Source organism: Microbacterium sp. NPDC089698, from assembly GCF_044749045.1.
Taxonomy (GTDB): Bacteria; Actinomycetota; Actinomycetes; order Actinomycetales; family Microbacteriaceae; genus Microbacterium.
Genome location: NZ_JBIVHE010000009.1, coordinates 63,911 through 87,833, shown reverse-complemented (window position 1 = coordinate 87,833; position 23,923 = coordinate 63,911). Strand labels below are relative to the sequence as shown.

At 71.6% G+C, this 23,923-nt stretch carries 26 protein-coding genes; 22 read left to right on the top strand and 4 right to left on the bottom strand.

The genetic code is table 11. The features are described 5' to 3' along the window. Positions 1 to 46: 46 nt before the first annotated feature. The 4 genes from ACIPY5_RS19420 to ACIPY5_RS19405 are packed head-to-tail and all read left to right on the top strand — an operon-like array spanning position 47 to position 3,178. A complete protein-coding gene (locus ACIPY5_RS19420) occupies positions 47 to 979 on the top strand; it encodes a metal ABC transporter solute-binding protein, Zn/Mn family (protein WP_400973743.1) in 933 nt (310 codons plus the stop codon). After that, positions 976 to 1,842 carry a metal ABC transporter ATP-binding protein gene (locus ACIPY5_RS19415; RefSeq protein WP_309340113.1) on the top strand — a complete coding sequence of 289 codons (867 nt, stop codon included), beginning with the start codon at positions 976 to 978 and terminating at the stop codon, positions 1,840 to 1,842. Before ACIPY5_RS19420 ends, ACIPY5_RS19415 begins: the two co-directional genes overlap by 4 nt. After that, positions 1,839 to 2,723, top strand: a complete 885-nt coding sequence (locus ACIPY5_RS19410; RefSeq protein WP_400973739.1) for a metal ABC transporter permease — start codon at positions 1,839 to 1,841, stop codon at positions 2,721 to 2,723. The genes ACIPY5_RS19415 and ACIPY5_RS19410 overlap by 4 nt, the downstream gene beginning before the upstream one ends. Then, a complete protein-coding gene (locus tag ACIPY5_RS19405) occupies positions 2,720 to 3,178 on the top strand; it encodes a GNAT family N-acetyltransferase (RefSeq protein WP_400973736.1) in 459 nt (152 codons plus the stop codon). Before ACIPY5_RS19410 ends, ACIPY5_RS19405 begins: the two co-directional genes overlap by 4 nt. Positions 3,179 to 3,210: 32 nt before the next feature. Here ACIPY5_RS19405 and ACIPY5_RS19400 read toward each other — a convergent pair whose 3' ends face one another. Beyond that, positions 3,211 to 3,897, bottom strand: a complete 687-nt coding sequence (locus tag ACIPY5_RS19400; RefSeq protein ID WP_400973733.1) for a DUF899 family protein — start codon at positions 3,895 to 3,897, stop codon at positions 3,211 to 3,213. Positions 3,898 to 4,014: 117 nt separating this feature from the next. Between ACIPY5_RS19400 and ACIPY5_RS19395 the strand changes: the two genes are divergently transcribed. The 12 genes from ACIPY5_RS19395 (at position 4,015) to ACIPY5_RS19340 (ending at position 14,946) form a co-directional block, all read left to right on the top strand. Next, a complete protein-coding gene (locus ACIPY5_RS19395) occupies positions 4,015 to 4,596 on the top strand; it encodes a TetR/AcrR family transcriptional regulator (RefSeq protein WP_400973731.1) in 582 nt (193 codons plus the stop codon). A gap of 253 nt (positions 4,597 to 4,849) precedes the next feature. Then, a complete protein-coding gene (locus ACIPY5_RS19390; RefSeq protein WP_400973728.1) occupies positions 4,850 to 6,151 on the top strand; it encodes a cell division initiation protein in 1,302 nt (433 codons plus the stop codon). 115 nt (positions 6,152 to 6,266) lie between these two features. Further along, a complete protein-coding gene (locus ACIPY5_RS19385) occupies positions 6,267 to 6,668 on the top strand; it encodes a transcriptional repressor (protein WP_309340103.1) in 402 nt (133 codons plus the stop codon). 139 nt (positions 6,669 to 6,807) lie between these two features. Next, on the top strand, positions 6,808 to 7,749 hold the full coding sequence (locus ACIPY5_RS19380; RefSeq protein ID WP_400973862.1) for a permease: 942 nt from the start codon (positions 6,808 to 6,810) through the stop codon (positions 7,747 to 7,749). Next, positions 7,742 to 8,560, top strand: a complete 819-nt coding sequence (locus ACIPY5_RS19375) for a TIGR03943 family putative permease subunit (protein WP_400973725.1) — start codon at positions 7,742 to 7,744, stop codon at positions 8,558 to 8,560. Before ACIPY5_RS19380 ends, ACIPY5_RS19375 begins: the two co-directional genes overlap by 8 nt. Beyond that, positions 8,550 to 10,322: a hypothetical protein gene (locus ACIPY5_RS19370; protein ID WP_400973722.1), complete on the top strand. Its 1,773-nt coding sequence runs from the start codon at positions 8,550 to 8,552 to the stop codon at positions 10,320 to 10,322. The genes ACIPY5_RS19375 and ACIPY5_RS19370 overlap by 11 nt, the downstream gene beginning before the upstream one ends. Continuing rightward, positions 10,322 to 11,083 (top strand): DNA-3-methyladenine glycosylase, encoded by a 762-nt coding sequence (locus ACIPY5_RS19365; RefSeq protein WP_309340215.1) that lies wholly within the window; start codon positions 10,322 to 10,324, stop codon positions 11,081 to 11,083. The genes ACIPY5_RS19370 and ACIPY5_RS19365 overlap by 1 nt, the downstream gene beginning before the upstream one ends. Before the next feature lie 136 nt (positions 11,084 to 11,219). After that, the gene (rpmB, locus tag ACIPY5_RS19360; RefSeq protein WP_045271470.1) at positions 11,220 to 11,456 is read left to right on the top strand and encodes a 50S ribosomal protein L28; all 237 of its coding nucleotides are present in this window, start codon (positions 11,220 to 11,222) and stop codon (positions 11,454 to 11,456) included. After that, the gene (gene rpmG, locus ACIPY5_RS19355; protein ID WP_045250846.1) at positions 11,456 to 11,626 is read left to right on the top strand and encodes a 50S ribosomal protein L33; all 171 of its coding nucleotides are present in this window, start codon (positions 11,456 to 11,458) and stop codon (positions 11,624 to 11,626) included. The genes rpmB and rpmG overlap by 1 nt, the downstream gene beginning before the upstream one ends. 3 nt (positions 11,627 to 11,629) lie before the next feature. Next, positions 11,630 to 11,935: a 30S ribosomal protein S14 gene (gene rpsN / locus ACIPY5_RS19350; protein ID WP_045250847.1), complete on the top strand. Its 306-nt coding sequence runs from the start codon at positions 11,630 to 11,632 to the stop codon at positions 11,933 to 11,935. Between the two features lie 311 nt (positions 11,936 to 12,246). Then, positions 12,247 to 12,534: an HU family DNA-binding protein gene (locus ACIPY5_RS19345; protein WP_045250850.1), complete on the top strand. Its 288-nt coding sequence runs from the start codon at positions 12,247 to 12,249 to the stop codon at positions 12,532 to 12,534. A 357-nt stretch (positions 12,535 to 12,891) separates the two neighbouring features. Continuing rightward, the gene (locus tag ACIPY5_RS19340; protein WP_400973859.1) at positions 12,892 to 14,946 is read left to right on the top strand and encodes a cytochrome c oxidase assembly protein; all 2,055 of its coding nucleotides are present in this window, start codon (positions 12,892 to 12,894) and stop codon (positions 14,944 to 14,946) included. Between the two features lie 116 nt (positions 14,947 to 15,062). Here ACIPY5_RS19340 and ACIPY5_RS19335 read toward each other — a convergent pair whose 3' ends face one another. Next, entirely contained in the window at positions 15,063 to 16,181 is a 1,119-nt protein-coding gene (locus ACIPY5_RS19335) for a hypothetical protein (RefSeq protein WP_400973718.1), read from the bottom strand. Positions 16,182 to 16,368: 187 nt separating this feature from the next. Between ACIPY5_RS19335 and ACIPY5_RS19330 the strand changes: the two genes are divergently transcribed. Together ACIPY5_RS19330 and ACIPY5_RS19325 are read left to right on the top strand one after the other, a co-directional pair. Beyond that, positions 16,369 to 17,751 (top strand): AAA family ATPase, encoded by a 1,383-nt coding sequence (locus ACIPY5_RS19330; RefSeq protein WP_309340091.1) that lies wholly within the window; start codon positions 16,369 to 16,371, stop codon positions 17,749 to 17,751. A 46-nt stretch (positions 17,752 to 17,797) separates the two neighbouring features. After that, positions 17,798 to 18,844 carry an endonuclease/exonuclease/phosphatase family protein gene (locus tag ACIPY5_RS19325; protein WP_400973714.1) on the top strand — a complete coding sequence of 349 codons (1,047 nt, stop codon included), beginning with the start codon at positions 17,798 to 17,800 and terminating at the stop codon, positions 18,842 to 18,844. 10 nt (positions 18,845 to 18,854) lie between these two features. On the opposite strand, the gene ACIPY5_RS19320 is transcribed toward ACIPY5_RS19325, so the two are convergent. Both ACIPY5_RS19320 and ACIPY5_RS19315 read right to left on the bottom strand, forming a co-directional pair. Further along, a complete protein-coding gene (locus ACIPY5_RS19320) occupies positions 18,855 to 19,226 on the bottom strand; it encodes a type II toxin-antitoxin system death-on-curing family toxin (RefSeq protein ID WP_309340087.1) in 372 nt (123 codons plus the stop codon). Then, positions 19,223 to 19,429, bottom strand: a complete 207-nt coding sequence (locus ACIPY5_RS19315; RefSeq protein ID WP_045271475.1) for a ribbon-helix-helix protein, CopG family — start codon at positions 19,427 to 19,429, stop codon at positions 19,223 to 19,225. Before ACIPY5_RS19315 ends, ACIPY5_RS19320 begins: the two co-directional genes overlap by 4 nt. A gap of 251 nt (positions 19,430 to 19,680) precedes the next feature. Between ACIPY5_RS19315 and ACIPY5_RS19310 the strand changes: the two genes are divergently transcribed. From ACIPY5_RS19310 to ACIPY5_RS19295, 4 genes are read left to right on the top strand one after another with little or no spacing between them, the layout of a single operon-like run. After that, positions 19,681 to 21,369: a DUF222 domain-containing protein gene (locus tag ACIPY5_RS19310; RefSeq protein ID WP_400973709.1), complete on the top strand. Its 1,689-nt coding sequence runs from the start codon at positions 19,681 to 19,683 to the stop codon at positions 21,367 to 21,369. Then, positions 21,269 to 21,844 (top strand): hypothetical protein, encoded by a 576-nt coding sequence (locus ACIPY5_RS19305; RefSeq protein ID WP_309340083.1) that lies wholly within the window; start codon positions 21,269 to 21,271, stop codon positions 21,842 to 21,844. The genes ACIPY5_RS19310 and ACIPY5_RS19305 overlap by 101 nt, the downstream gene beginning before the upstream one ends. Further along, positions 21,841 to 23,124 (top strand): sensor histidine kinase, encoded by a 1,284-nt coding sequence (locus ACIPY5_RS19300; RefSeq protein ID WP_400973705.1) that lies wholly within the window; start codon positions 21,841 to 21,843, stop codon positions 23,122 to 23,124. Before ACIPY5_RS19305 ends, ACIPY5_RS19300 begins: the two co-directional genes overlap by 4 nt. Then, a complete protein-coding gene (locus tag ACIPY5_RS19295) occupies positions 23,121 to 23,855 on the top strand; it encodes a response regulator (RefSeq protein WP_400973702.1) in 735 nt (244 codons plus the stop codon). The genes ACIPY5_RS19300 and ACIPY5_RS19295 overlap by 4 nt, the downstream gene beginning before the upstream one ends. Positions 23,856 to 23,923 lie beyond the last annotated feature (68 nt).

Here is a 23,923-nt window from a genome sequence, read left to right as displayed (position 1 = left end):
CGTCTCCGTTTTGATAATGATTCTCATTTAACGTAGGGTCGAGAGCATGACCAAGCCCCTCGCCGCCCTCGCCCTCGTCGCCGCCTCGCTCTTCGCCCTCGCCGGATGCTCCGCGACGACGTCGGCCGCATCGCCCTCGGGCGACTCCGGCGACCGGATCCCCGTGACGGCTTCGACGAACGTCTGGGGCGACGTGGCGAAGCAGATCGGCGGCGACCACGTCGAGGTCACATCCGTCATCGACTCGATCTCGAAGGATCCGCACGAGTACGAGGTCACCGCCGCGGACCAGCTCACGGTGAGCAAGGCGAAGCTCGTCCTGGAGAACGGCGGCGGGTACGACGCGTTCATGGGGGACCTCGTCGCGAAGGCCGCGGACTCGGTGCCGGTCGTCTCCGCCGTGACGTTCGCGCCCGGCTGGCCCCAGGGCGAGGACGCCGCCAAGACGGTCGAGGGCTTCAACGAGCACGTCTGGTACTCGACCGCGATCGTCGACGGCGTCGCGAAGAAGATCACCGAGGAACTGGGCACGATCTCCCCGGCGCACAAGGCGGACTTCGAGAAGAACCTGACGACGTTCGAGCAGGGGCTGAAGGGGCTGGACGCTAAGCTCGCCACGATCAAGGGCGCGCACGACGGCGCCAAGATCTTCGTCACCGAGCCCGTCCCGCTCTACCTCACCGAGGCGGCGGGGCTCGTGAACGTCACGCCCGACGCGTTCAGCCACGCCGTCGAGGAGGGTCAGGACGTGCCGCCCGCCACCCTGCTCGAGGCCACCAAGCTCATCGACTCGGGCGATGTGAAGGTGCTCTTCGCGAACGCGCAGACCGGCGGAGCCGAGACCACGCGGGTGATCGAGACGGCCAAGGCCAAGGGCGTTCCCGTGCAGGAGGTCACCGAGCTCGTCCCGGACGGCAAGAACTACCTGACCTGGATGCAGGACAACATCGAGGCTCTGACCCGTAATCTCGACAAGTGACCTTTTCCTCCGACGCCGCGCGGGCCGGCGCGGCATCCGATGGAGCGCCCGCACCGGTGCTGCAGATCCGCGGCGCCGCGATCCGGCGCGGCGATCGGGAGCTCTGGAGCGGACTCGACCTCGACGTCGCCCCCGGTGAGCTCGTCGCCGTGCTCGGGCCGAGCGGAACGGGCAAGACCACGCTGCTGCGGGCGATCCTGGGGCTGCAGCCGCTGTCCGCGGGATCCGTGGTCGCGCTCGGCGAGCCGGTGCGACGTCGTGGCAGCCGCCGGATCGGGTACCTGCCGCAGGCGAGGCCGCTGCCGGCCGAGACGTCGATGCGGGGGCGGGATCTCGTCTCGCTCGGCGTCGACGGGCACCGCTTCGGCCTTCCGTTCCCGCGCCGCGGCGACCGGGCCCACGTCGATGCGCTCATCGACGCGGTCGGCGCCCGCGCCTTCGCGGACCGCCCGGTCGGCGTGCTCTCCGGCGGCGAGCAGCAGCGGCTGCGCGTCGGGCAGGCGCTCGCGGACGATCCGCGTCTGCTGCTCTGCGACGAGCCGCTCACGAGCCTCGATCTCGCGAACCAGCAGGCCGTGACGGCGCTCATCGACGCGCATCGCCGCACCGGAGCCGGGGTGCTGCTCGTGACCCACGACATCAACCCCGTGCTCGACATCGTCGACCGGATCCTCTACATCGCGAACGGGCGGTTCACGCTCGGCACCCCGCGCGAGGTGCTGACCACGCAGGTGCTGAGCGCCCTCTACGGCGCGCCCGTGTTCGTGCAGGAGGTCGGCGGCCGGCTCGTGGTCGTCGGCGCCCCCGACGCGGAGATCGCCGCGCACCACCACGAGCACGACGACCACGAGGAGGGCGCATGAACATCGACGACATCGGCCAGGCGATGTTCGGCGGCCTCTCCCAGTACGGCGAGATCCTCGGGCTCGTCTCGAACTCGGTGTGGGCCGGCGCGATCCTCGGCCTGGTCGGCGGTCTCATCGGCGTCTTCGTGATGCAGCGCGACATGGCCTTCGCGGTGCACGGGATCAGCGAGCTCTCCTTCGCCGGCGCCGCCGCGGCGCTGCTGCTCGGCGTCGACGTGATCGCCGGATCGATCGTGGGATCCCTCATCGCCGCGGCGATCATCGGCTGGCTCGGCGCCCGCGCCCGCGACCGCAACTCGATCATCGGCGTGCTGATGCCGTTCGGCCTCGGCCTCGGCATCCTCTGCCTCTCGCTCTACAGCGGCCGCGCGGCCGGCCGGTTCAGCCTGCTGACCGGGCAGATCGTCTCTGTGCAGTCGACCCAGCTCGGCTGGCTGGCCGCGATCTGCGCCGTCGTGCTCGTAGGGCTGCTCCTCATCTGGCGGCCGCTGCGCTTCGAGTCGCTCGATCCGCAGTCCGCCGCGGCCCGCGGCGTGCCCACGGTCGGGGTCTCGTTCGCGTTCATGCTGCTGCTCGGCCTCGTGGTCGCGGTCGCCGTGCACATCATCGGCGCGCTGCTGGTGATGGCGCTCGTGGTGACGCCCGCGGCCGCCGCGATGCGGATCCGTTCCGGTCCCGTCGCGGTGCCGCTGCTCGCGGCCCTCTTCGGCCTGGTGTCCGCGGTCGGCGGAATCCTCCTCGCGGTGATGGGCACGCTCCCGGTGAGTCCCTACATCACCACGATCTCGTTCGTGATCTATCTCGCCTGCCGCATCGTCGGCGCCCGCCAGGAGCGCGTCGTGCGACTCGCTCCCCGCCTCTCGGGAGGAGCCGCATGACCCCGGCGCCGTTCGTCGTCCGCCCCGTCGTCGCAGAGGACCTGGACGCCTGGCGTCCGCTCTGGGACGGCTACAACGAGTTCTACGGCCGCTCCGGGGCGACGGCGCTGCCCGAGGAGATCACGGAGAGCACCTGGGCGCGCTTCCTCGATCCCGCCGAGCCGGTCTTCGCGATGGTCGCCGACGACGGCGAGCGGATCCTCGGCCTGGTCCACTACCTGTTCCACCGCAGCACGATCCTCATCGGACCGACCTGCTACCTGCAGGACCTGTTCACCGTGCCGGAGGCGCGGGGCCGCGGTGTCGGCAGGGCGCTCATCGAGGCGGTCTACGAGCGGGCGGCGGATGCGGGGGCCGAGCGCGTCTACTGGCACACGCATGAGACGAACGCCACGGCGCGGCGCCTCTACGACTCGCTCGCCGACGACTCCGGGTTCGTCGTCTACCGGCACTGAGCCCGCCCGGCGGACGCCGCGACGCACGGTTCTCAGGCGCCGGCGTCACCGTACATCGCGGCCACGTCCTGCGAGCTCAGCCAGCGGGAGTAGGTCGGATCCTGCGGCCATCCGTCCGGCACGTCCTGCCACTGCTCCTGCCGCCCGTACGGCAACACGTCGGAGATCGCGAAGGAGACGCTGAACCGCTCGGCACCGCGACCGGTCGTGTGCCAGGTGCGATAGACGTCGTCGCCGTCGCGCAGGAACACGTTGAAGCCGAACCCCTCCCCGGGGCCCGAATCCATGTCGGCGCCGAACGTCGACTCCGCGGACGAGTACCAGGTCATCCGATTCCCGACGCGCTTCTTGTACGCGAGGACCTCGTCCATCGGGCCGTTCGTGATGAGGACGAAACGGGCGTCCTGGGCCTCGATGTGGCCGGTGCGGGTCCACTGCGAGGTGAGGCCGGTGCAGCCAGGGCACTGCCAGCCGGCGCCGTCGGTCCACATGTGGTGGTACGTGACGAGCTGGCTCTTGCCCTCGAAGACGTCGGCCAGGCTCACGCGGCTGCCGTCCTCGGCGATCAGGGTGTACTCGGGGAGCTTGACGGCGGGAAGGCGGCGCCGTGCGGCGGCGATCGCGTCCTGTTCCCGGGTCGCGGCCTTCTCGCGCACGCGCAGCTTGGCGAGCTCCTCGCGCCAGGTCTGCTCGTCGACGACAGGGGGCAGAGCGGTCATGACATCCTCCGTTGGTCGGTCCTGCCTTGCCGTGGCGCCGATGTTCACGACGTCCACATCTGCTATGTTCACACCGTACACATCGGTCGCGGTCGCGACAAGGGGGAAGGGGATCCGATGGCCTATCACCATGGGGATCTCGCGACGGCTCTCGTCCAGGCCGCCGTCGAGCTCTCCCGGGAGGGCGGTCCCGCGGCGGTGACGATCCGCGAGGCGACCCGCAGGACCGGGGTCTCCCCGAACGCCGCCTACCGGCACTTCCCGAACAGGGCCGCACTGCTCGACGCGACCGCCGCGGCGATCCAGCAGGGGCTGGCCGCCGCGATGACCGACGCCCCCGATCGTTCGCCGGCAGAGCGGCTGCACCGGATCGGCGCCGCCTACGTCGACTTCGCCCTGGACGAGCCGGGCTGGTTCGCCGTGGTCTTCTTCGGAATCCGCCCTCCGGATCGGGCGACGGTGCGGGAGGCGCCCGCGTTCGTCGCTCTGACCGCCGCGCTCGACGATCTCGTGGCCGCCGGGGACTTCGCCGCGGCCCACCGCGACGACGCCGCCTGGGCGTGCTGGGCCACCGTGCACGGCTTCGCGGAGCTCTGCCTGCGCGGACCGCTCGCGGGCGTGGAGCGGGAGGAGCAGCGCCGCCGCGCCGGTGTCGCGATCGGCGCCGTGATCGCCGGGATCCGGTCGGCCGGGGCCTGAGCGTTCGGCGCGCGACCGGTCGGCGGACGCGATGCGGGCGACGCATCCGATCCCCGGCGCGATCGTTCCGCGCCCTGCCGGGGTTCCGCCCTGTCGGCGAGGCGGAACCGCGGGTTAGGATCGTCAGGACTCGCGCGGATCGCGGCCCCCGCACCCAGGGGCGCCGGACGACGCGATTCCCCCTCCGCATCCATCCCTCCCGGCGCCTCCCCCATGCCCGTGAGCAGGAGGGGCGAACAGAAAGGCGCGGCACGTGGCCGAGGCAACCGAGGACAAGGCGCAGCAGGGCGATTTCTTCGATCAGCTGCTGGACAACCCGACGACGCAGCAGTCCTTCACGATCGGCTTCCGCGGCTATGACAAGACCGAGGTCGACGCGCACCTGACCGCCCTCAAGGAGGAGCTGCGCCGCGCCACGGAGTCCGGGGCGAAGACCGACGCGCACCTGCGCAGCGAACTCGACAAGGCGGCGGAGAAGCACCGCCAGGAGCTGGCGAAGGCCACCGCCGCGCACGAGAAGCGCGCGACGAAGCTGGAGTCCGACCTCGCGACGGCGAACGCGAAGGTCGCCGAGTCGGCGCAGCAGATCCAGTCGCTGAGCACGGCGCTCGCCGGATCCCAGGAGGACATCGACGAGGCCACCTCCCGCTCGCAGTTCGAGACCGTGCTGCGCGTCGCGGAGGAGCAGGCCAGCGTCCTGATCCAGAACGCTGCGGTGCAGGCGGAGCGGCTGCTCGAGGCCGCGCGTGACGAGGCGGCCGCGAAGCGCGCCGAGCTCGACGCGGACGTCGCCCGGATCACGGCGCAGGCCGAGCGGGACGCCGACCAGGTGCGCCTGAAGATGGAGACCGAGTTCACCGCGCACACCGCGCAGGTCGAGCGCGAGGCCGCGCACGCCGCCGAGAAGGTGAACCACGCCGAGCAGGAGGCGCACTCGATCCGCACCGAGGCCGAGAAGGGCGCGGCCGCGCTGCGCGCGATGGTCACGCGGGAGACGACGGATCTGCGCGTGGCGGCCGAGCGCGAGGTGCGCGAGATGAACGCCCGCGTGCTCGAGACGGAGGAGTCCCTGACGCGCCGTCAGGACGACGCGCAGCAGGAGTTCCTCGTGCTGCACAACCAGGCCGTCGCGCACGCCGAGCGGATCACCGCGGACGCGAACGAGCAGGTCGCCTCGTCGCTCGCCCACGCCGAGCGGATCTCGGCGAAGGCTGAGGACTACGAGCGGCTCATGCGGTCGCAGGCGAGCGCGATCGAGGCGGAGGCGCAGGTGCGCGCCCGCGAGACGCTCGACCGCGCCAGGACGAAGTCGCAGAAGATCGTCGACATGGTCACCGCGCACACCGCCAACGTCGTCCGCGACGCGGACGACCGTGCCCGTCAGCTGCGCTGGCAGCAGCAGCAGCTCACGAGCTTCATGGCCGAGGTGCGCGAGCTGATCCGTCCCGACGGCGCTCTCGGCAGCGAGGGTTCCGGATCCGCTCCCGCCGCCGACGAGCCCGCCGCCGACGTGGCCGAGCCCTCCGGAGACGCCGAGGGCGCGTCGGCCGAGTGACCCCGCCCCGCGGTCGTTGAGCGAGATCTTCGCTCAACGACCCCGGGTATGGGCGTCCAGCGCCCGGAATGACTGCTCCCAGCCGCGGACCAGGGGGCGGCTCTAGACTCGGGGCATGGCCCAGCGGAACACGTGGCAGCGCGAACGCGTGCGCGAGGAGCTCTCCGACGTGCGCGGATTCGTGAGCGCGCAGACCTTGCACCAGTCTCTGCGCGAGGCCAACACCGGCATCGGCCTGGCCACCGTCTATCGCGCCCTGGCCGGGCTCGCGGCCTCCGGCGAGGCCGATTCGCTGCAGAGCCCCGAGGGCGAGGCGCTGTACCGCGCCTGCAGCAGCGAAGGCCATCACCATCACCTGATCTGCCGCTCCTGCGGGATGACCGTCGAGATCGAGGCCACCGACGTCGAGCAGTGGGCGCAGCGCACCGCGGCCCTGCACGGCTTCCGCGACGCGGAGCACGTGGTCGACATCTTCGGACTGTGCGCGAGCTGCGCCAACGCCGCCGCGCAGGAGTGATCGCCGCGTGACTCTGACGACCCCGGGCCGCCGCACGACCACTGCGCGAGAAGGAGCGGCGACGCCGCACGCGCTGCGCGCTCCGGCGCCGCGGCTGTCCGGGCGTACGGCGCTCATCGGTGCGGCGACCGGCGCGGCCGTGGTGGGGGTCCTCATCGCGATCGACGCGTTCGCGCCGCACCTCTTCGCCGCGCGGCTGCCCAACCGGCTGCAGGACGGGCTCACCCTGTCCCTGAGCGTGCTGTTCGAGGCCCTGCCGTTCGTGATCCTCGGCGTGCTGCTCTCGATCGTGGTGCAGGTGTGGCTGCCCGCGGGCGTGATCGAGCGGATCCTGCCCCGACGCGGCTGGGCGCGCAGGGCCGTGCTCTCGCTGCTGGGCATGCTCATCCCGGTGTGCGAGTGCGGCAACGTGCCGTTCGCGCGCGGGCTCATGATGCGGGGCCTGGGCCCTGCGGAGGCGCTGACGTTCCTCGTCGCGGCCCCGATCGTGAACCCGATCGTGATCCTCACGACGCATGCGGCGTTCGGCTTCGACGGCGGCATCCTCGTGGCCCGTCTCGTCGGCGGCTACCTCGTCGCGAACCTGATCGGCTGGGTCTACAGCCGGCATCCGGATCCCGACGCGCTGCTCACCGAGCGCTTCCGGGACACCTGCGAGATCGTCGTGCACGAGCAGGGATCCGGGGTCCGCCGGAGCCTGGCCCAGTTCCTCATCGAGCTGCGCGCCGTCATGCCCGCCCTGATCGTCGGATCCGCGCTAGCAGGCGCCGTGCAGGTCCTCGTCCCGCGCGACGTGCTGCTGGCGATCGGCTCGAACCCGCTGCTCTCGGTCGTCGCGATGATCGCCCTGGCCATCTCGGTGGCGATCTGCTCGAACGTCGACTCGTTCTTCGCGCTCTCCTTCGCCTCGACGTTCTCGCCGGGAGCGATCGTCGCGTTCCTCCTCGTCGGCCCGCTGGTCGACATCAAGATGATCGCGCTGCTGCGCACGACCTTCACCGCCCGGACCCTCGCCGGCATCGTCGGCATCGTGATCCTGTTCGGCTTCGCCCTGGGGATCGGGGTGAACATCTTTGCCTGACACGACGACCGCGCACCGGCCCTCCCGCGCCAGGGCGCTCGGCACCCGCTGGCTCGGCGCCGGACTGGCCGCCGCGCTCGCCGTCGCGACCCTGGCGCTGGCGTTCACCGGCCGGCTGACCCTCTACATCAGCCCCGAGACGGTGTGGTTCGCGGTCGCCGCCGCGATCGTGACGCTCATCGGCGCCGTGTGGTCGTGCATGCTGCCGCTCGGCGCGGAGCAGGACCACGGGCACGACCATGGTCCTGCCGACCACGGCGACGACCACGACCACGTTCACGCGTCATCCGGCCGCCGCACGCTGGGCGCCGTGGTGGGCGCGACCGGCGGAGTGATCGCGACCGGCGTCGTCGCGGGTGCTCTGCTGCTGCCGCCCGCCTCGCTCTCCGTCGACATGGCGATGCAGCGCGCCCCGGTGGGCAATGTGCTCTTCGCCGGTGCCGACAACATCGCGCTCGGGGCGAACACCGACACGAGCACCTTCGGCGTGGGCGGCTGGGCCAGCGTGTTCGCCACGGGCAGCCGGCCGGAGAAGTACGACGGATCCACGGTCACGCTCACGGGCTTCCTCACGCCCAACGGGTCGGCGAAGGATCAGGCGCACCTGACGCGCATGGTCATCACGCACTGCGTGCTCGACGCGCAGCCCGCGTCGGTGCCGGTGCAGATCAGCGGGTGGCAGGGCCAGTACGCTGTGGGCGACTGGGTCCAGGTGAAGGGGACGGTCCGCGCGAGTGCGGACGGCAAGCTCTCGATCGTGCCGGCCAGTGTGTCGAAGATCTCGGAGCCGAAGGACCCCTATGAGCACTGACGACGCGGATCGCCCCCTCACCCGCGCCGAACTGCGCGCCCGCCGCGCGGCCGAGGAGGCCGCGGCCGCCGCGCCCGCCGTGCCCGAGGTCCCTCCCGCGGATGAGCCCGTCACGCGCTCCGCCGCGCCCGCGGACGTCTTCGACCGGGCACCGGGTCCTCGTCGCACCCCGAACGGCGGATCCGGTCCGTCGACCGCATCCGAGAGCGTCCCCGCGGCCGACGTGGACCTGAGCCCCGTGCCGGCCGCGGAAGCGGTCACGAGCCCGGAGCGACCCCCGGCCGAGGCCGCGGACGCCGAGACCTTCGACGCCGTCCCGGTCGCGGAAGCCGCGCCGGATCCCCGGCTCGAGGCGTCGGAATGGCAGCCGCATCCCTCGCCCGCCCCGGCCGCGCGACGCCGCCGGTTCCCGCTCGTCCTCGGTGCGGTGATCGGGGTGCTCGTGGTGGTGGTCGCCGCGTTCGGCGTCGTCACGCTGCTGCAGGGCCCCCGCATCAGCAGCGTCAAGATCGACGCGCAGTCGGCGATCGACGCCTCCGGCACCCGCATGATCATCACCGCCAGCCAGCCGCTCGCGAAGGTGGATCCGAAGCAGGTCTCGGTGAGCCCCCAGGCGCCGTTCACGGTCGACACGTCGGGCCGGAACCTCGGGATCCGCTTCACCGTGCCGCTCGACGACGACACGAACTACACCGTGACCGTGAAGGACGCGACCGGCACGGACAAGCAGCGTCAGAGCACGCTGCAGGCGAGCTTCCAGACGCCGAAGTCCACGATCTTCCTGCTGCAGCGCAATGCCAAGGGCGACGACACCATCTTCATCACCGACCTCGGCGGCAAGAACGCCGTCCCGGTCGTGCAGCACGAGAAGATCGACGACTTCCGCGCGACGGCGGACCATCTCGTGGTGGCGACCGAGAAGGACGGCGTCTCCCAGCTGCTCGTGATGGACCGGAAGGGCAAGAACCAGCGCGAACTGAAGCTGCCGGGCCCCGGGTTCCTGTCGAACCTGCAGGTCTCGGAGCGCGGCAACCTCGTCGGCTACACCTTCACTGACAAGGGCATCAGCGCCACCAGCGGCCGGGCGAGCATCCTGGTGACGCAGTCGCTCACGGGTGACGGAGAGCCGCAGATCGTCAAGGTCGGCGACAAGATGCCGAGCATCTCCCAGTGGGCGTTCGTGCCCGACTCCTCCTCGGTCCTTTTCATCGACTTCAGCGGGGCCCTGTTCGTCGAGGACCGCACCGCCGCGAAGGGGACCCCGACGGCGCTCGGGTCCGCGCAGACCGTCGAGGGGATCTCCCGGGGCACGTACACCGCGATCGTCAGCCGCGGCAACGACCTCGTCGAACTGAACCTCGCCGACGGATCCGAGAAGCCGCTGGCCGCCTCGACCCCCGACTTCGGGGTGCCGGGAACCATCGCCCCCTTCCCCGGAGGGACGCTGCGCCAGGTCGCCACCCGCGACGCGACCGGCCTCCCGACCGGGCAGATCGTCACGCGCGTGGACGACGACGGCAAGGCCACGAAGCTGTTCAGCGTGACCGGATCCGACGCGATCATGCAGGCCTGCCCCTCGCCGAGCGGGCAGTACAGCGCGATCGTGGTGGCCCCGAAGCTCGTGAACAACCCCTACGACCAGTCGCTGCTGCCGCTGCCGACCACGATGCAGACGCACATCGTCGACACCAGGACCGGCAAGGAGCTGGTGGTGCTCGCCGGTTTCGACCCGTCCTGGTGCGCGCAGGCACCGCACCGTTGATGCCCGGCACCGGGATCCCGTCCGGGGGCGACGGCCTGCGCCCCGCGACGCGGGAGGACCTGCTGGCCCTGCCGCTCGAGGTGGCGCCGCGGCTGCTCGGCGCCCGGCTGCGCACGATCGTGGACGGTGCGGAGGTGCAGCTGCGGATCACCGAGGTCGAGGCCTATCACGGCAAGGGCGCGGGCCCGGTCCCCGACCCCGGTTCGCACGCCCGGATGGGGCGCACCGCCCGCAACGCCACGATGTGGGGCGAACCGGGGCATCTGTACGTGTACCTCAGCCACGGCATCCACTCCTGCGTGAACGTCGTGTGCGGACCCGACGGAGTGGCCGGCGGTGTGCTGCTCCGAGCCGGTGCGGTCGAGTTCGGCGTCGACGTCGCGGCGGAGCGACGGGGGATCGGCCCGGAGGCTCGTGCCGACCTCGGCGCGACGCAGCGGCGCGACCTCGCGCGCGGTCCCGGCCGGTTCGGTCAGGCGTCCGGGCTGCGGCACCCCCGCCACGACGGCATCGACGCGCTCACCGGTGCCGCGTGGGAGGGCGCCCGCGCCGAGCTGTGGCTCGCGGATGCGCCGGCCGAGGTCGCATCCGGTCCGCGGGTGGGCGTCGCGGGGCACGCCGGCACGGATGCGTTCCCCTGGAGGTTCTGGATCCCGGGGGATCCGACGGTGTCCCCGTTCCGCTGGGGCCGTGGCGCCGCAGAGGCGGCTGCGGCTGCTGCCACCGGCGACACGCCCGGCATCGGATCCGTGCTAAAGTAGCTCTTTGTCTGCGCACACTCCTGTGCGCAGTTCGTATGCCTCCCTCCCTGCGGCCGAGCGATCGGCGAGGGGAGAGGCGTGCAGACAAGGGATCTTGGGTGGGGCCGTCCGGCCTCACGGTAGAGAAGGAGTCATCATGGCAGCAGTGTGCCAGGTGACCGGTGCTGTTCCCGGCTTCGGTCACAACATTTCGCACTCGCACCGTCGGACGAAGCGCCGCTTCGACCCGAACGTGCAGAAGAAGACGTATTTTGTTCCGTCGCTCGGTCGCAAGATCACGCTGAACGTGTCCGCCAAGGGCATCAAGGTGATCGACGCCCGCGGCATCGAGAAGGTTGTCGCTGACCTCCAGGCGAAGGGTGTGAAGCTCTAATGGCCAAGAAGGCACAGGACATCCGTCCGATCATCAAGCTGCGTTCGACGGCCGGTACCGGTTACACCTACGTGACCAAGAAGAACCGTCGCAACACCCCCGACCGCCTCGTGCTGAAGAAGTACGACCCGGTGGTTCGCAAGCACGTCGAATTCCGAGAGGAGCGTTGATCCATGGCTAAGAAGAGCAAGATCGCGCGCAACGAGCAGCGCAAGGTCGTCGTCGAGCGTTACGCCGAGCGTCGTGCCGAGCTGAAGAAGACCCTGGTCGACCCGAACGCGACCGACGAGGCCCGCGAGGCGGCCCGCGTCGGCCTGCAGAAGCTTCCGCGCAACGCGTCGCCGGCGCGCGTCCGTTCGCGCGACGCGATCGACGGCCGCCCCCGCGGTGTCCTCACGAAGTTCGGCATCTCGCGTGTCCGCTTCCGTGACATGGCGCACCGTGGCGAGCTGCCCGGCGTGACCAAGTCGAGCTGGTAAGCAGTCTTCTTCCCTGAGCGTTCAGGGATCAAGGGGCGGGGATCTTCGGATCCCCGCCCCTTCTGCGTGTCCTCCGCAACCCTTCCGGGCGCCCGGATCCGGGAGCCCGATTCGCCGAAAGGCGGATCCGGTGTGTGACTGGAGTGACGGATGAGGCGCGACACGCCGCCGCAAAACGTCAAAACCCGCGAAATGACGCGGAAAACCAGGGTTTGGTTGATACATTCAAGGCGGTCGTTCGACCAACGGGGGGCATCCGCCCATCCGGAACTCTGATACGAAGCGACGGGATCCCGTCGCTGGAGGATGAAATGGCTGACAAGTCCATCACCAAGACCGAGCTCGTCGCGAGCATCGCCAGCGCCACCGGCCAGAGCCAGGCTGCCGTCTCCGGCGTTCTCGACGCCCTGTTCGCCACGGTCTCGGACGCTGTTGCCAAGGGCAGCAAGGTCTCGATCCCGGGCTGGATCTCCTTCGAGCAGGTCGCGACCGCCGCCCGCACGGGCCGCAACCCGCAGACCGGCGCCGAGATCAAGATCCCGGCCGGCAAGCGCGTCAAGGTGACCGCTGGTTCCAAGCTCAAGGCCGCCGTCAAGTAATTCGGCTCCGCCTCGCAAGGCCGTCCCTCTCCGGAGGGGCGGCCTTTCGCGTCCCCCGGATCCGTTTGGTGCACTTCCCGGGTTTGGGGCGTACTTCTCCGTTTTGGGGCGCGTGAGGACCGTGGAACGCGGCGTGCGGCGCCCCAAAACGAGGGGATGCGCCCCGAAACCGGGGTGCGAGCGCCGGGCGAGCCGGCTCCCGGCAGACCCCGAGCCGCACCGGAATAGGCTGGAGGGGTGAATCGCCCCGCCACCGGGGTCCGCCCCGAGACCGGGTCGGATGCCGCCCGCTCCGCCCTGCCCGCCGGATCCCCGACCCTGCGCATCGCCGGACCCGTGATCCTCGTCGGGGCCGCCATGCTCGCGGTGGTCGCCGGCCTCGCGTTCGGAGGGGGCGCGGCGCCGAACCTGCTGCTCGACCCCGGTCCGGTCGTGCGCTGGGGCCTGCCCGTCGTGAAGACCATCAGCAACCTGGGCGCGGCGGCGATGCTCGGATCCCTCGTGCTGGCGCTCTTCTCGCTGCGCAGCGGGGCGCGCTCGTTCGAGATCGCGCTGGACACCGCCTCGATCGGAGCCGCGGTCTACACGGTCGCGAGCGCCGTGGCGGGCCTGTTCACGTTCCTGCAGACCCTGGGCGTGAAGCTCAGCGCCGGACCCGAGTTCGGCGCACAGCTGGGACGCTTCCTCCTCGAACTCCCGCTCGGCCAGGCCTGGCTGATGACCGTGCTGGCCGGCGCCGTCATCACCATCGCCGCCTTCGCCTTCCGCGGCTGGACCGCCACGCTGCTCACCGCGATCCTCGCCGCCGCCTCGTTCATCCCGCTCGCCACCCAGGGCCACGCGGGCGAGCTCAGCGGCCACGACGCCGCGGTGAACTCGCTGCTGCTGCACACCATCGGCGCTGCCGTGTGGATCGGCGGCCTCGTGCTGCTGATCGTGCTGCGCGGATCCCGCAGCGAACTCGCCGACCCCGGCCGCGCGCGCACGGCCGCGAACACCGTGAAGGCCGCGGACCCCGCAGCGAAGCAGCCGAAGTCCTCGAAGCCCGCCAAGTCCCCGAAGCCCGCGAAGAAGACGAAGGGCGCCATCGGGTTCGCCGATGTCGTGCGCCGCTACTCCTCCCTCGCCCTCGCCGCCTATGTCGTGGTCGCCGTGTCGGGCATCGCCCGCTCGATCGTCGCCGTGGGCGACTGGGCCGGCATGCTCACGCCGTACGGCGGTCTCATCATCGCGAAGGCGGTCGTGCTGATCCTGCTAGGCGCGCTCGGCGCCCGCTACCGCACCCGCCTGATCCCGAAGCTCGAGACGGGCGGATCCGGCCCGTTCTGGACCCTGGTGCTGCTGGAACTCGCGCTCATGGGCATCGCCTCGGGGCTCGCCGCCGCGCTCTCGCGCACCGCCCCGCCCACCGGGCTCGAGGTCGCGACCGTGCGGACGCCGGCCGAGATCCTGACCGGATCCGCGCTGCCGCCGGAGCTCACCCCGATCCGCTGGATCACGGCGTGGAACATCGACCTCATCTGGGCGACCGCCGCGGTGTTCGGCATCGTGCTGTACGCGGTCGGCGTGCTGCGGCTGCGCAAGCGCGGCGACTCCTGGCCGATCCATCGCACGATCTTCTGGATCCTCGGACTGCTGGGTCTGGTGTGGGTCACCGGCGGCGCGATCAACGCGTACCAGGAGACCCTGTTCAGCGTGCACATGCTCGGGCACATGATGCTGTCGATGGCGATCCCGCTGCTGCTCGTCGCCGGCGCCCCGGTCACCCTCGCCCTGCGCGCGATCGACAAGCGCGACGACGGCACCCGCGGCGGTCGCGAGTGGATCCTGTGGGCCGTGCACTCGCCGTTCTCGCGCGTGGTCACCAACCCGTTCGTGGCGGCGGCGATCTTCGTGCTGTCGCTGTGGGCGTTCTACTTCACCGACCTCGTGCGCTGGGCGATGACCGATCACATCGGGCACGAGTGGATGACGATGCACTTCCTCATCTCCGGGTACCTGTTCGTGCTGTCCCTGGTCGGGGCGGATCCGGTTCCGCGGCGGCTGCCGTACGCGGGCCGGCTCATCACGCTCATCGCCGTGATGGCCACGCACGCGTTCTTCGGCATGGCGATCATGATGCAGTCGGGGCTGATGGTCGCCGAGTGGTTCGGCGCGATGGGCCGCACGTGGGGTGCGACGCCGCTCGAGGATCAGTACGTCGGCGGAGGCGTGGCATGGTCGGTGGGGGAGATCCCGACCCTGATCCTCGCGATCACGGTCGCGATCCAGTGGAGCCGCAGCGACGCGAAGGTGCAGAAGCGGCAGGACCGCGCCGCCGATCGCTCGGGAGACGCCGAGCTCGAGGAGTACAACGCGAGGCTCGCCGAGCTCGCCGAGAAGGACCGCCGCACCGCCGCCCGCGGCCGCTGAGAGGCCGGATCACGCACGACCGTCCGGGATCCGCGGGCCCGCGGACATCGGCCCGCGGGTTTCGGCCCGCGGCCTGATGCAGGGCTCGGGCTCGGGGATGGCGCTGAACGCGCGGATCAGCCCTCGGCGCCGGGCGGCGGCGACGACTGCTCGGGCGAGGTGATGCTGATCGACGCGGATCCGTCGGGCAGGAACCGGATCGTGCCGTCCACGTCGAACGGCACGTCCTGGTCGACGTGAGACACGGATCCGTCGTACAGCGACTTCACCTCGAGCTGTATGTGCGCGGTGGCAGGGGTGGGGGAGATCTTCCAGCCCTCGCCGTCCGGCTGCAGCGTGATGTCGGGGTTCTCGACCATGCTCCAGGTCGGACCGTCGACGACCCGGTTCGGCACCGCGTAGCCGAACGGGCAGCCGGTGGGCTGCAGAACGTGCTGCGTCGTGCACTGGCTGAGGAACTCGTTGACGCGCTGCTGGACGACCTTGACGAAGCCCTCGGTGGGCGTGGCCTGCACATCCAGCGGCACGTCGGCGAGCGGCTTGTCGGCGAGCACGCCCAAGCCCTTCGCGGTCGCCGTCGACGTCTTCACCGACACCGAGTAGAGCCCGGGGGAGAACACGAGCATCGGCACCGCGTCGAGCGGCGAGGACTCCGCGCCCTGCGCCGCCACCTGACGGCGGTCGAGGTCGAAGCCGTTCACGGAGAACCGGTCGGATCCGCGCACGGTCAGCGAGATGACGGCGAGCGGGCTCTGCGCGAACTCCCACGCGGGGGCGACGCCGATCCAGCCGTCCTGGGCGATGCGGAACGTGGAGGATCCGAGGTGGCCCCCGGCCTTGTACTGCACGGTGACCGAGGTGACGTCGCCGTCGGGGTGCTCGTCGGTCACGGTGATGTCGGTGAGCGCGCCGAGGGCGTCGCGGCGCAGCAGCGCATCGGAGGCGGAGCGGAAGGTGTCGCTGTCGAGATCGCCGTGCGAGAGCGCGACGCCCGGCAGCCGCAGGGCGTCGGCCGCGCGTCCCTCGCTGAGCAGCGTCAGGTAGCGGGTCACGAACGCGGAGGGACTGTAGAACTCGCGGTAAGCGGTGAGCCCGCCGGCCGCGAGTGCGGCGACCAGCACGGCGCCCACGACGGCGAGCAGGGCGAGATCGGACCAGAGCGGGGCGCGGCGTCGCGCAGTCCGGGCCCGGCGCGACCGCGCGCCTGGCGCCTGCACCCCCGCCGACTGCACCATGGCGCAAGTCTACGAAGAGCCGCCTGCAGGAACCCCGAGTGCCCCGCGCGCCCCTCGTCACTCCTTACCCGCGAGACTTCAACTGGGCGACGAGACTGCGCGCCATGACCGCAGTCTCGTCGCCCAGTTGGAGTCTCGCGGTCAGAGAGGGGGGGCGGGGAAGCGGTCGCGGTAGACTCCGTAGACCGTGAGCACGCCGACACTCTCCGCTGAACAGGAAGAACTGTTCCGGCTGATCGAGGACACCCGCGAGCACGTGTTCATCACCGGCCGCGCCGGCACGGGAAAGTCGACGCTGCTGCAGCACTTCGCCTACAACACGCAGAAGCAGATCGCCGTCTGCGCGCCGACCGGAGTCGCGGCGCTGAACGTCGAGGGGCAGACGATCCATTCGCTGTTCCGCCTGCCGATCGGCCTCATCGCCGACAGCGAGATCGACCAGTCGGATGCGACCCGCAAGATCCTGAACGCGATCGACACGCTCGTGATCGACGAGGTCTCGATGGTCAACGCGGATCTGATGGACGCGATCGACCGGTCGCTGCGCCAGGCGCGAGGGCGCAGGGCCGAGGCGTTCGGCGGCGTGCAGGTCGTGATGTTCGGGGATCCGTATCAGCTCGCGCCCGTCCCTCCCCGCGGCGACGAGCTGCGCTACATCCAGGACCACTACCGCTCGTTCTGGTTCTTCGACGCGAAGGTCTGGACCGGCGGCGAGGCCACGGACGGGCTGCTGGACATCGGCACGCACGGCGCGACGCTGCACGTGCGAGAGCTCGTGCACATCCACCGGCAGTCCGACGCCGGGTTCAAGGCGATGCTGAACGCGGTGCGCTACGGGCGGGTCACCGCGGAGATCGCCGGGGCGCTCAACGACGCGGGTGCGCGGACGCCCCCGGATCCGGCCCCCGGCGAGATCCCGATGATCACGCTCGCGACGCGCAACGACATCGTGAACGGCATCAACGCCCGCCATCTCGCGGCCCTGCCCGGCAAGGTGCAGAAGGCGCGGGCGGACATCTCCGGCGACTTCGGCCGGGGTGAGGCGAACTATCCGGCCGACCAGGAGCTGCAGCTCAAGGAGGGTGCGCAGGTGATGTTCCTGCGCAACGACATCTCTGCGATGCCGGATCCGCCGCGCTGGGTGAACGGCACGATCGGGACGGTCGTGCGCATCCTCGGCGACGCCGTGCGCGTGGAGATCGACGGCGAGGAGGTCGACGTCGAGCCGGCGGTCTGGGAGCGCTACCGCTACATCTACAACCCCGGCACGAAGACGCTCTCGCGCGAGGTGGTCGCCGAGTTCACCCAGTTCCCGCTGCGGCTGGCCTGGGCGGTCACGATCCACAAGTCCCAGGGCAAGACCTACGAGCGGGCGGTCGTGGATCTCGGATCCGGGGCGTTCGCCCCCGGGCAGACCTACGTCGCGCTCTCCCGGCTGACCTCGCTCGAGGGCCTGTATCTGTCCCGCCCGCTGCGCCCCCGCGACATCCGCGTCGACGAGGACGTTCGCCGCTTCATGCGGGCCGCATGGGAGGCCCGTCAGGGCGATTCCACGCCGCAGCTGCCGTAGCGTCGCTGAGGGACGGACGGGATCCGCGTCGTCGAAGGGGGCAGTCATGACCGATCGCCCACGGGAACGTGGCCGCGGCGGGGGCGCACTCGGCGTCGCGCTTGCACTCGGGCTCGCGATCGCGATCGGCGTGCTGGTCGCTGCCCTGCTGGTCTGGCCCCGGGCGCTCGGGGCCCAGCGCATCGTCGGCGTCGCGCAGCTCATCGCGTTCCGCGCACCACTCGCGCTCGGGCTGGCGCTCGTCGCGATCGTGGTCGGATCCGTCGTGCTGCTGCTACGCCGACGTGCGGCACGGGTGCGACGCGTGCTCGGGGTGTTCGCGATCGTCGTCGCGGTCGCCGCGGGCGGGAACCTCGCCGTGCTCCTGGCTCGCGGCCCGGCGGAGACCGGGGCGGTGGGGCTGCGCGACGGCGATCTCACCGTGCTCGTCTGGAACACCCAGGGCGGGGCGACATCGCCCGCCGAGGTCGCGGAGCTCGTGCTCGCCACCGGGGCCGACGTCGTCAGCCTGCCCGAGATGGACGACGACGCCTCCGCCGAGGTCGCGAGGCTCGTGGGCGTCCGCGGAGTCCGCATGACGGCGGCGACGACCAGAGCCGTCGCGGAGACGTCGACGCCGTCGTGGATCCCGACCTCGCTGCTCGTCGCCGATCGCCTGGGCGCCTACCGGCTCGACGGCTCCGCTGGCACGACCCGGGGGCTGCCGAGCGGCGTCTGGCGTCCGGTGCACGGCACGGGGCCGACGATCATCGCGGCCCACCCCGCGGCACCGCTGACCGACGGCATGGACGACTGGCGCGCGGGGCTCGACTGGGTGCGCGCCCAGTGCCGCACGCCGCACCCGGATCTGATCCTGGCCGGGGACCTCAACGCCACGGTCGACCACCTGGATCTCGGCGCCTGCCGGGACGCGGCTGTCGAGGCGCGCGCGGCGGCGACCGGCACCTGGCCGTCATCGGCGCCGGCCTGGCTGGCGGCGCCGATCGATCATGTGCTGGTCGGTCCGGCGTGGACCGTCCGCGAGGTCCGGGTGATAGACGCGACCGGGGGCACCGACCATCGTGCGCTCGTCGCGGTGCTGGCGAAGGGCTGAGATCGAGGGCTCAGCCGCGGGCCCTGACGTGCACGGCGAGGATCTCCGCGATCTCGAGGAGATCCAGGCGGCTCTGCGCCGTCCCGAGCACGAGGTCGAATGCGGTGTCGGTGTCCATGTCGATCCGGATGCCGTTGAGCTCGAGGAATGTCAGCGTGAGGATCCAGGAGAACCGCTTGTTGCCGTCGTGGAGCGGATGGTTCTGCGCCAGAGAGGACATCAGCGCGGCGGCCTTGACCTCGATCTCCGGGTACGCCTCGACGCCGAACATCGAGCTCGCGGGACGTGCGAGGGCGGAGGACAGCAGCCCGATGTCGCGGATCTTCAGACCCAGTGCGTCGAGGATCCCCACGGCCTGGGGCAGCTCGACGTACCGGATCACGCGTCCTCGAGCTTGGTGATCAGCTCGGCGTAGCGGTCGGCGACGCCGAGCGCGATCGACACGGCCTCCGTGGTCGTGACCTCTTCGCGCACGAACCTGTCGGCCGCCTCGATGAGCAGCGCGTGCTTGGAGGTGTGCCGCTGCGCGGCCAGCTCACTCAGCTGCGCGTCGAGTTCTGCCGGGATCCGCACCGTCATGGCCATACCAGAATGGTATCACCGGCCCGTGGCCCCGGCCCTCTCGCCCGGTTCTGATGGCACGGGGGCAGTACCTGTTCGTTCGCGGCCCTGCGAGCCCGTCGAGTGGGTTCCGGTAGGTCGGCCGGGCTGGATTCGGGCGGCCGGCCGGGCTGGATCCTCCTCCCCAGGCGCCCGATCCGAGGAGTTGTGCACAGTTCTGAAAATCCCGTGTGATCGGGAGTTCGAATGTCGGTGGCACGGTGTTGGATCGAGGTATGACATCGACCACGGCGCACGTACTGGAGCAGCTCGACCGGCTGCTCCACGCGGTGTGCGCGTCGGACGAGATCGAGGCGCAGCTCGAGGCGCTGTCGGCGGCAGACCTGACCGAGGTGCTGCAGGCGGCGGGGCGCGTGCAGCGCCGGCTCGACGCGATCATCACGACGGCCACCGGCACCGTGGACGAGCGCGATGGCCGCCCGGCGGATGATCGTGTCTCGCCCGGTGCGGGCTGCAGGGATGCGACCGAGCTGCTGCGCCGCGCCCTGCGGGTCGACGTGGGCACGGCGCGACGGTTCGTGCACGCGGCGCGGCTCATCCACCGCGACCGGTCGCCGTCTTCGGGAGAGCTGCTTCCGTCTGAGTTCGAAGAGCTCGGGGCGACGCTGCGGGACGGGGTCGTGTCGGTGTCGGGGCTCCTTGCGGCGACGGCGCCGCTGGCGAAGAGCGGCAACAGGATCGGGCACGAGGAACGGGCGGCGATCGATCGTCTGCTGGCTGACATGGCCCGTGGGCGGGATCTTCCCGACGCGCAGGGGCGGCCGGGCCCGGCGCCGACGACCGACGAATTGGCGGACTTCGCGGCGGCGCTCGCGCTCGCGGTGGATCCCGACGGCAAGGAACCCGATGACGTGACGGCGAACCGGCGTCGGGGGTTCACGCTGGGGCGGCTGAGGGACGGCGTGGTGCCGGTGTCGGGCGGGTTGCTGCCCGAGGTCGCGGGCGCGGTGCAGCGTCTGATCGACGCGCTGAACAATCCGGCCGCATCCGATGCGCCGCCGCCGGCGGTGGGACGGGTGGCGTTCGCGCCCGAAGACGGGGCCGATCGGGGGTCGAGCGATCTCCCGGACGCGCCGGCGCAGCCGGATCCTCCCGACGACCGGACGCCGGCGCAGAAGCGGCACGATGCGTTCGCGATGATCGTGAACGTCGCCGCCGCCTCGGACGGGTTTCCCGAGCTGGGCGGTGCTGCGCCGACCCTCGTCGTCTCGGTCACGGCCGAGGACTACGCGCGCGGCACGGGACGGTCGCACATCGAGGGTACGGAATGGGACACGTCGATCGGGGTGGCCCGCCACACCGCCTGCGCGGGCGGGGTCCAGCGGGTGCTGTTCGATGATCGGGGGCAGATCGTATCCATCGGCACCAGTGCCCGACTGTTCAACGCGGTGCAGCGTCGCGCGATCGTGCTCCGCGATCGGGAGTGCGTGATCCCGGGTTGCCGGATCCCGGCGACATGGTGCGAGATCCACCATGTCCGCGAATGGGCGCAGGGCGGAACGACGCACACGAGCAACGGCGTCGCGCTCTGCTGGCATCACCATCGCACGCTGGAGTCGTCGGGGTGGCGGATCCGCATGAGCGGCGGGGTCCCTGAGATCCGCGGACCGCACTGGTGGGACGCCTACAGCGGTTGGCATCGACCGAGATCCCGCGGCGGCACCCCGTACGACCGTCGCCGTATCTTGGCGGGCGCCGTCGCGCCACCCGGAAGCGGCGGGGGTGAGATCTCCACCCGGCCACCCGGGGATCTCCACCCGGGGGTGGTGCCGGCGGATCCGGGATCCGAGGAGCATCGAGGACATGAACCTCTCGATCGTCTCCAACGTCCTGCTGATCCTGGTCGCCGTCGGCGTGATCGCCGTGCGGCAGATGACCTGGCGACCCGTGCTCGGCGGGCGTGACTGGACGTTCCCCGGCCTCGCCGCCGTGGTCGGGGCCGCGCTGCTCCTGCAGTCCCTGAACGGCCGTGCGCTCGGTGTGATCGACGTCGTCGCCTTCCTCGTCGAGGTCGCGATCGCCCTCGGCGTCGGTCTCGGGATGGGCGCCATCGCCCACATCCGCCCGATCGCCCGTCCTGCCGGATACGCGGCGGACGCGTCGGCCCTGTCCGGGAAGGCCGCCGCGAGGGCGCTCGCCGAGTTCGAGACCAGGACGGGGCCGTGGGGACTCGCCCTCTGGATCGTGCTGATCGGCGTGCGGGTGGGCCTGACCTTCGCCTTCGAGAGCCTCGGATCCCACCTCGGCGTCTCGACCGGGATGATCCTCCTGGTGCTCGCGGCGAACCGTGCCGCGCGGATCCTCGTGCTGCACAACAGGGTGGAGGGGCTGCGCCGCACCGACGCGCAGGGCGCATCAGCGCGCATCATGGTCTCGTGAGCTCGTTCCGCCTGCCGCCCCTCGCGGCGACGACCCCGTGGAGCGCCGGCATCAACCTCGCCGGCGCTCTCGCCGTGGCCTACGGGCTGTGGCGCGGCGCCCCGCACTTCGCACCGTGGGTGGTCGTGGCGGTGGCCGCAGGGCTCGTCGCCTGGGTCGCGCACACCCTGCTCGCGACGCGGTGGGGTGCGCGGGCGGGTGAAGCCTCCGCCCCGCCGTCCGCCGTCGCGTCACGGACGAGCCCCGACGGGCGCGTGCTCGGAGCGGCCCTGCTCGCGGTGATGGTGATCGCGGGCGCGCTGACCGCGGTCCCCACGCAGGGGCTCGGCGTCGCGCTCCTCGTCGTCGCCGTGCTCGTGGTGACGAGCGATCCCGCCTCCTCACCCCTGGTCTGGGGCGTCGTGGTGCTCGCCGGAGCGCTCGGGATCGCCGTCGGTACGGTGCTCGCGCTCGTGGGGCTCGGCGGATCCGGCGAGGTGAACGTGCTCGGCCTGCTCGCGGTGATCGCCGGGCTGGTGCTCTCGGTGGTCGCCGGGTTCGGACGACGCGCGCAGCGCGTGCTGCTCGCGGAGCGGGAGCGCGCGAGCGCCGAGGCGCTGCGGGCGCAGGTCGCGGCCCACCGCATCGCGATCGCGCGCGACCTGCACGACGTGCTCGCGCACAGCCTGGGCGGCCTCGTGGTGCAGCTGGACGCGGTCGAGGCCCTGCTCGACGCGGGAGACACCGAGAGGGCGGCCGCCCGTGTGGCCGCGGCGCGGGGGCTCGCGGTCGAGGGCCTGGGCGAGGCCCGAGAGGCGGTGCGGGCGCTGCGCGAACCGGAGTCCGAGCGCGGATCCGGCTCCGCGGATCCGGTCGCGGCGGCGGCCGTCGAGACGCGGATCCGCCCGCTCATCGCCGCGGAGCAGGGCGTCCGGCTCGACGTCGCCGGTGTCGCGCATCCGGTGTCGGGCGCGCTCGCCGAGGCGCTGGTCCGCACGGTGCAGGAGGGGCTCAGCAATGCGCGCAAGCACGCGCCGGGTGCCGCGGTGCGGGTCGGCCTCGTCTGGCATCCTGACCGTGTGGAGTGCACGATCGAGAACCCCGTCTCCGCGACGCCGACGCAGGACGGGGCGCTCGCCGCGACGGGCGGCGGCTACGGGCTGCGGGGTGTGCGCGAGCGCTTCGCCGTGCTCGGCGGAACCGTGCAGGCGGGCGTGGTGCCAGGTGTCGCGACCGCCGTCGGGAGCGCGCCCGAGAACGACGCAGACCGCTTCGTGCTGCGGGCGGAGGCTCCCGCATGACCGCGCGGATCCGCATCGTGCTCGCCGACGATCAGGCGATCATCCGCGACGGTCTCGAGACGGTGCTGAGTCTCGTGGAGGACTTCGAGGTCGTCGGCACCGCCGCCGACGGGGCAGAGGCCGTCGCGCTCATCGCCGCGGAGCGCCCCGATGTCGCCCTCATGGACCTGCGGATGCCGGTGCTGGACGGCGCGGCCGCCACCCGGCGGGTGACCGCCGAGACGCCGGAGACCGCCGTGCTGGTGCTCACGACCTTCGCCGACGACGCCGACATCGTCTCCGCGCTGCGGGCCGGCGCCCGCGGCTACCTCACGAAGGACGCCGGCCGTGCGGAGCTCGCCGCCGCGATCCGCGCGGTCTCGGCAGGGCAGTCCACGTTCTCCGCACCGGTGCGCGACGTGCTGCTGGGACGGCTCGACGCCCCGGCCGGGACGGCGGGCGCCGCAGGATCCCGCCCGGCTGCGGCATCCGACGCGAAACCGGGAGGGACAGGCGCGGAGCCCGTTGCGGATCCGGCCTCGCCCGAGGCCCTCGCCACACGCTTCCCTGCGCTCACCGCGCGCGAGCGCGAGGTCTACGCCCTCATCCTGCAGGGGCGCTCGAACGGGGAGATCGCCCAGACGCTCTTCGTCGGGGTCGCCACGGTGAAGACGCACGTCAACGCGCTCTTCGCGAAGCTCGGCGTCCGCGACCGCGCGCAGGCGATCGCGAAGGGGCTGGGGCGCGCCTGAGGCGTCGTGCGCCCGCGGATCCGCACATCACGATCTTCACCCGATCTCAGGGATCATCCTTCGGGATG

What these genes read in the sequence shown, in the direction of transcription:
- ACIPY5_RS19335 (WP_400973718.1), bottom strand. Translation starts at nt 16,181, where the DNA reads ATGGTGCAGTCGGCGGGGGTGCAGGCGCCAGGCGCGCGGTCGCGCCGG.
- ACIPY5_RS19310 (WP_400973709.1), top strand. Translation starts at nt 19,681, where the DNA reads ATGACATCGACCACGGCGCACGTACTGGAGCAGCTCGACCGGCTGCTC.
- ACIPY5_RS19340 (WP_400973859.1), top strand. Translation starts at nt 12,892, where the DNA reads ATGCTCGCGGTGGTCGCCGGCCTCGCGTTCGGAGGGGGCGCGGCGCCG.
- ACIPY5_RS19315 (WP_045271475.1), bottom strand. Translation starts at nt 19,429, where the DNA reads ATGGCCATGACGGTGCGGATCCCGGCAGAACTCGACGCGCAGCTGAGT.
- ACIPY5_RS19395 (WP_400973731.1), top strand. Translation starts at nt 4,015, where the DNA reads ATGGCCTATCACCATGGGGATCTCGCGACGGCTCTCGTCCAGGCCGCC.
- ACIPY5_RS19410 (WP_400973739.1), top strand. Translation starts at nt 1,839, where the DNA reads ATGAACATCGACGACATCGGCCAGGCGATGTTCGGCGGCCTCTCCCAG.
- ACIPY5_RS19295 (WP_400973702.1), top strand. Translation starts at nt 23,121, where the DNA reads ATGACCGCGCGGATCCGCATCGTGCTCGCCGACGATCAGGCGATCATC.
- rpsN (WP_045250847.1), top strand. Translation starts at nt 11,630, where the DNA reads ATGGCTAAGAAGAGCAAGATCGCGCGCAACGAGCAGCGCAAGGTCGTC.
- ACIPY5_RS19405 (WP_400973736.1), top strand. Translation starts at nt 2,720, where the DNA reads ATGACCCCGGCGCCGTTCGTCGTCCGCCCCGTCGTCGCAGAGGACCTG.
- ACIPY5_RS19400 (WP_400973733.1), bottom strand. Translation starts at nt 3,897, where the DNA reads ATGACCGCTCTGCCCCCTGTCGTCGACGAGCAGACCTGGCGCGAGGAG.
- rpmB (WP_045271470.1), top strand. Translation starts at nt 11,220, where the DNA reads ATGGCAGCAGTGTGCCAGGTGACCGGTGCTGTTCCCGGCTTCGGTCAC.
- ACIPY5_RS19305 (WP_309340083.1), top strand. Translation starts at nt 21,269, where the DNA reads ATGAACCTCTCGATCGTCTCCAACGTCCTGCTGATCCTGGTCGCCGTC.
- rpmG (WP_045250846.1), top strand. Translation starts at nt 11,456, where the DNA reads ATGGCCAAGAAGGCACAGGACATCCGTCCGATCATCAAGCTGCGTTCG.
- ACIPY5_RS19325 (WP_400973714.1), top strand. Translation starts at nt 17,798, where the DNA reads ATGACCGATCGCCCACGGGAACGTGGCCGCGGCGGGGGCGCACTCGGC.
- ACIPY5_RS19370 (WP_400973722.1), top strand. Translation starts at nt 8,550, where the DNA reads ATGAGCACTGACGACGCGGATCGCCCCCTCACCCGCGCCGAACTGCGC.
- ACIPY5_RS19385 (WP_309340103.1), top strand. Translation starts at nt 6,267, where the DNA reads ATGGCCCAGCGGAACACGTGGCAGCGCGAACGCGTGCGCGAGGAGCTC.
- ACIPY5_RS19365 (WP_309340215.1), top strand. Translation starts at nt 10,322, where the DNA reads ATGCCCGGCACCGGGATCCCGTCCGGGGGCGACGGCCTGCGCCCCGCG.
- ACIPY5_RS19345 (WP_045250850.1), top strand. Translation starts at nt 12,247, where the DNA reads ATGGCTGACAAGTCCATCACCAAGACCGAGCTCGTCGCGAGCATCGCC.
- ACIPY5_RS19420 (WP_400973743.1), top strand. Translation starts at nt 47, where the DNA reads ATGACCAAGCCCCTCGCCGCCCTCGCCCTCGTCGCCGCCTCGCTCTTC.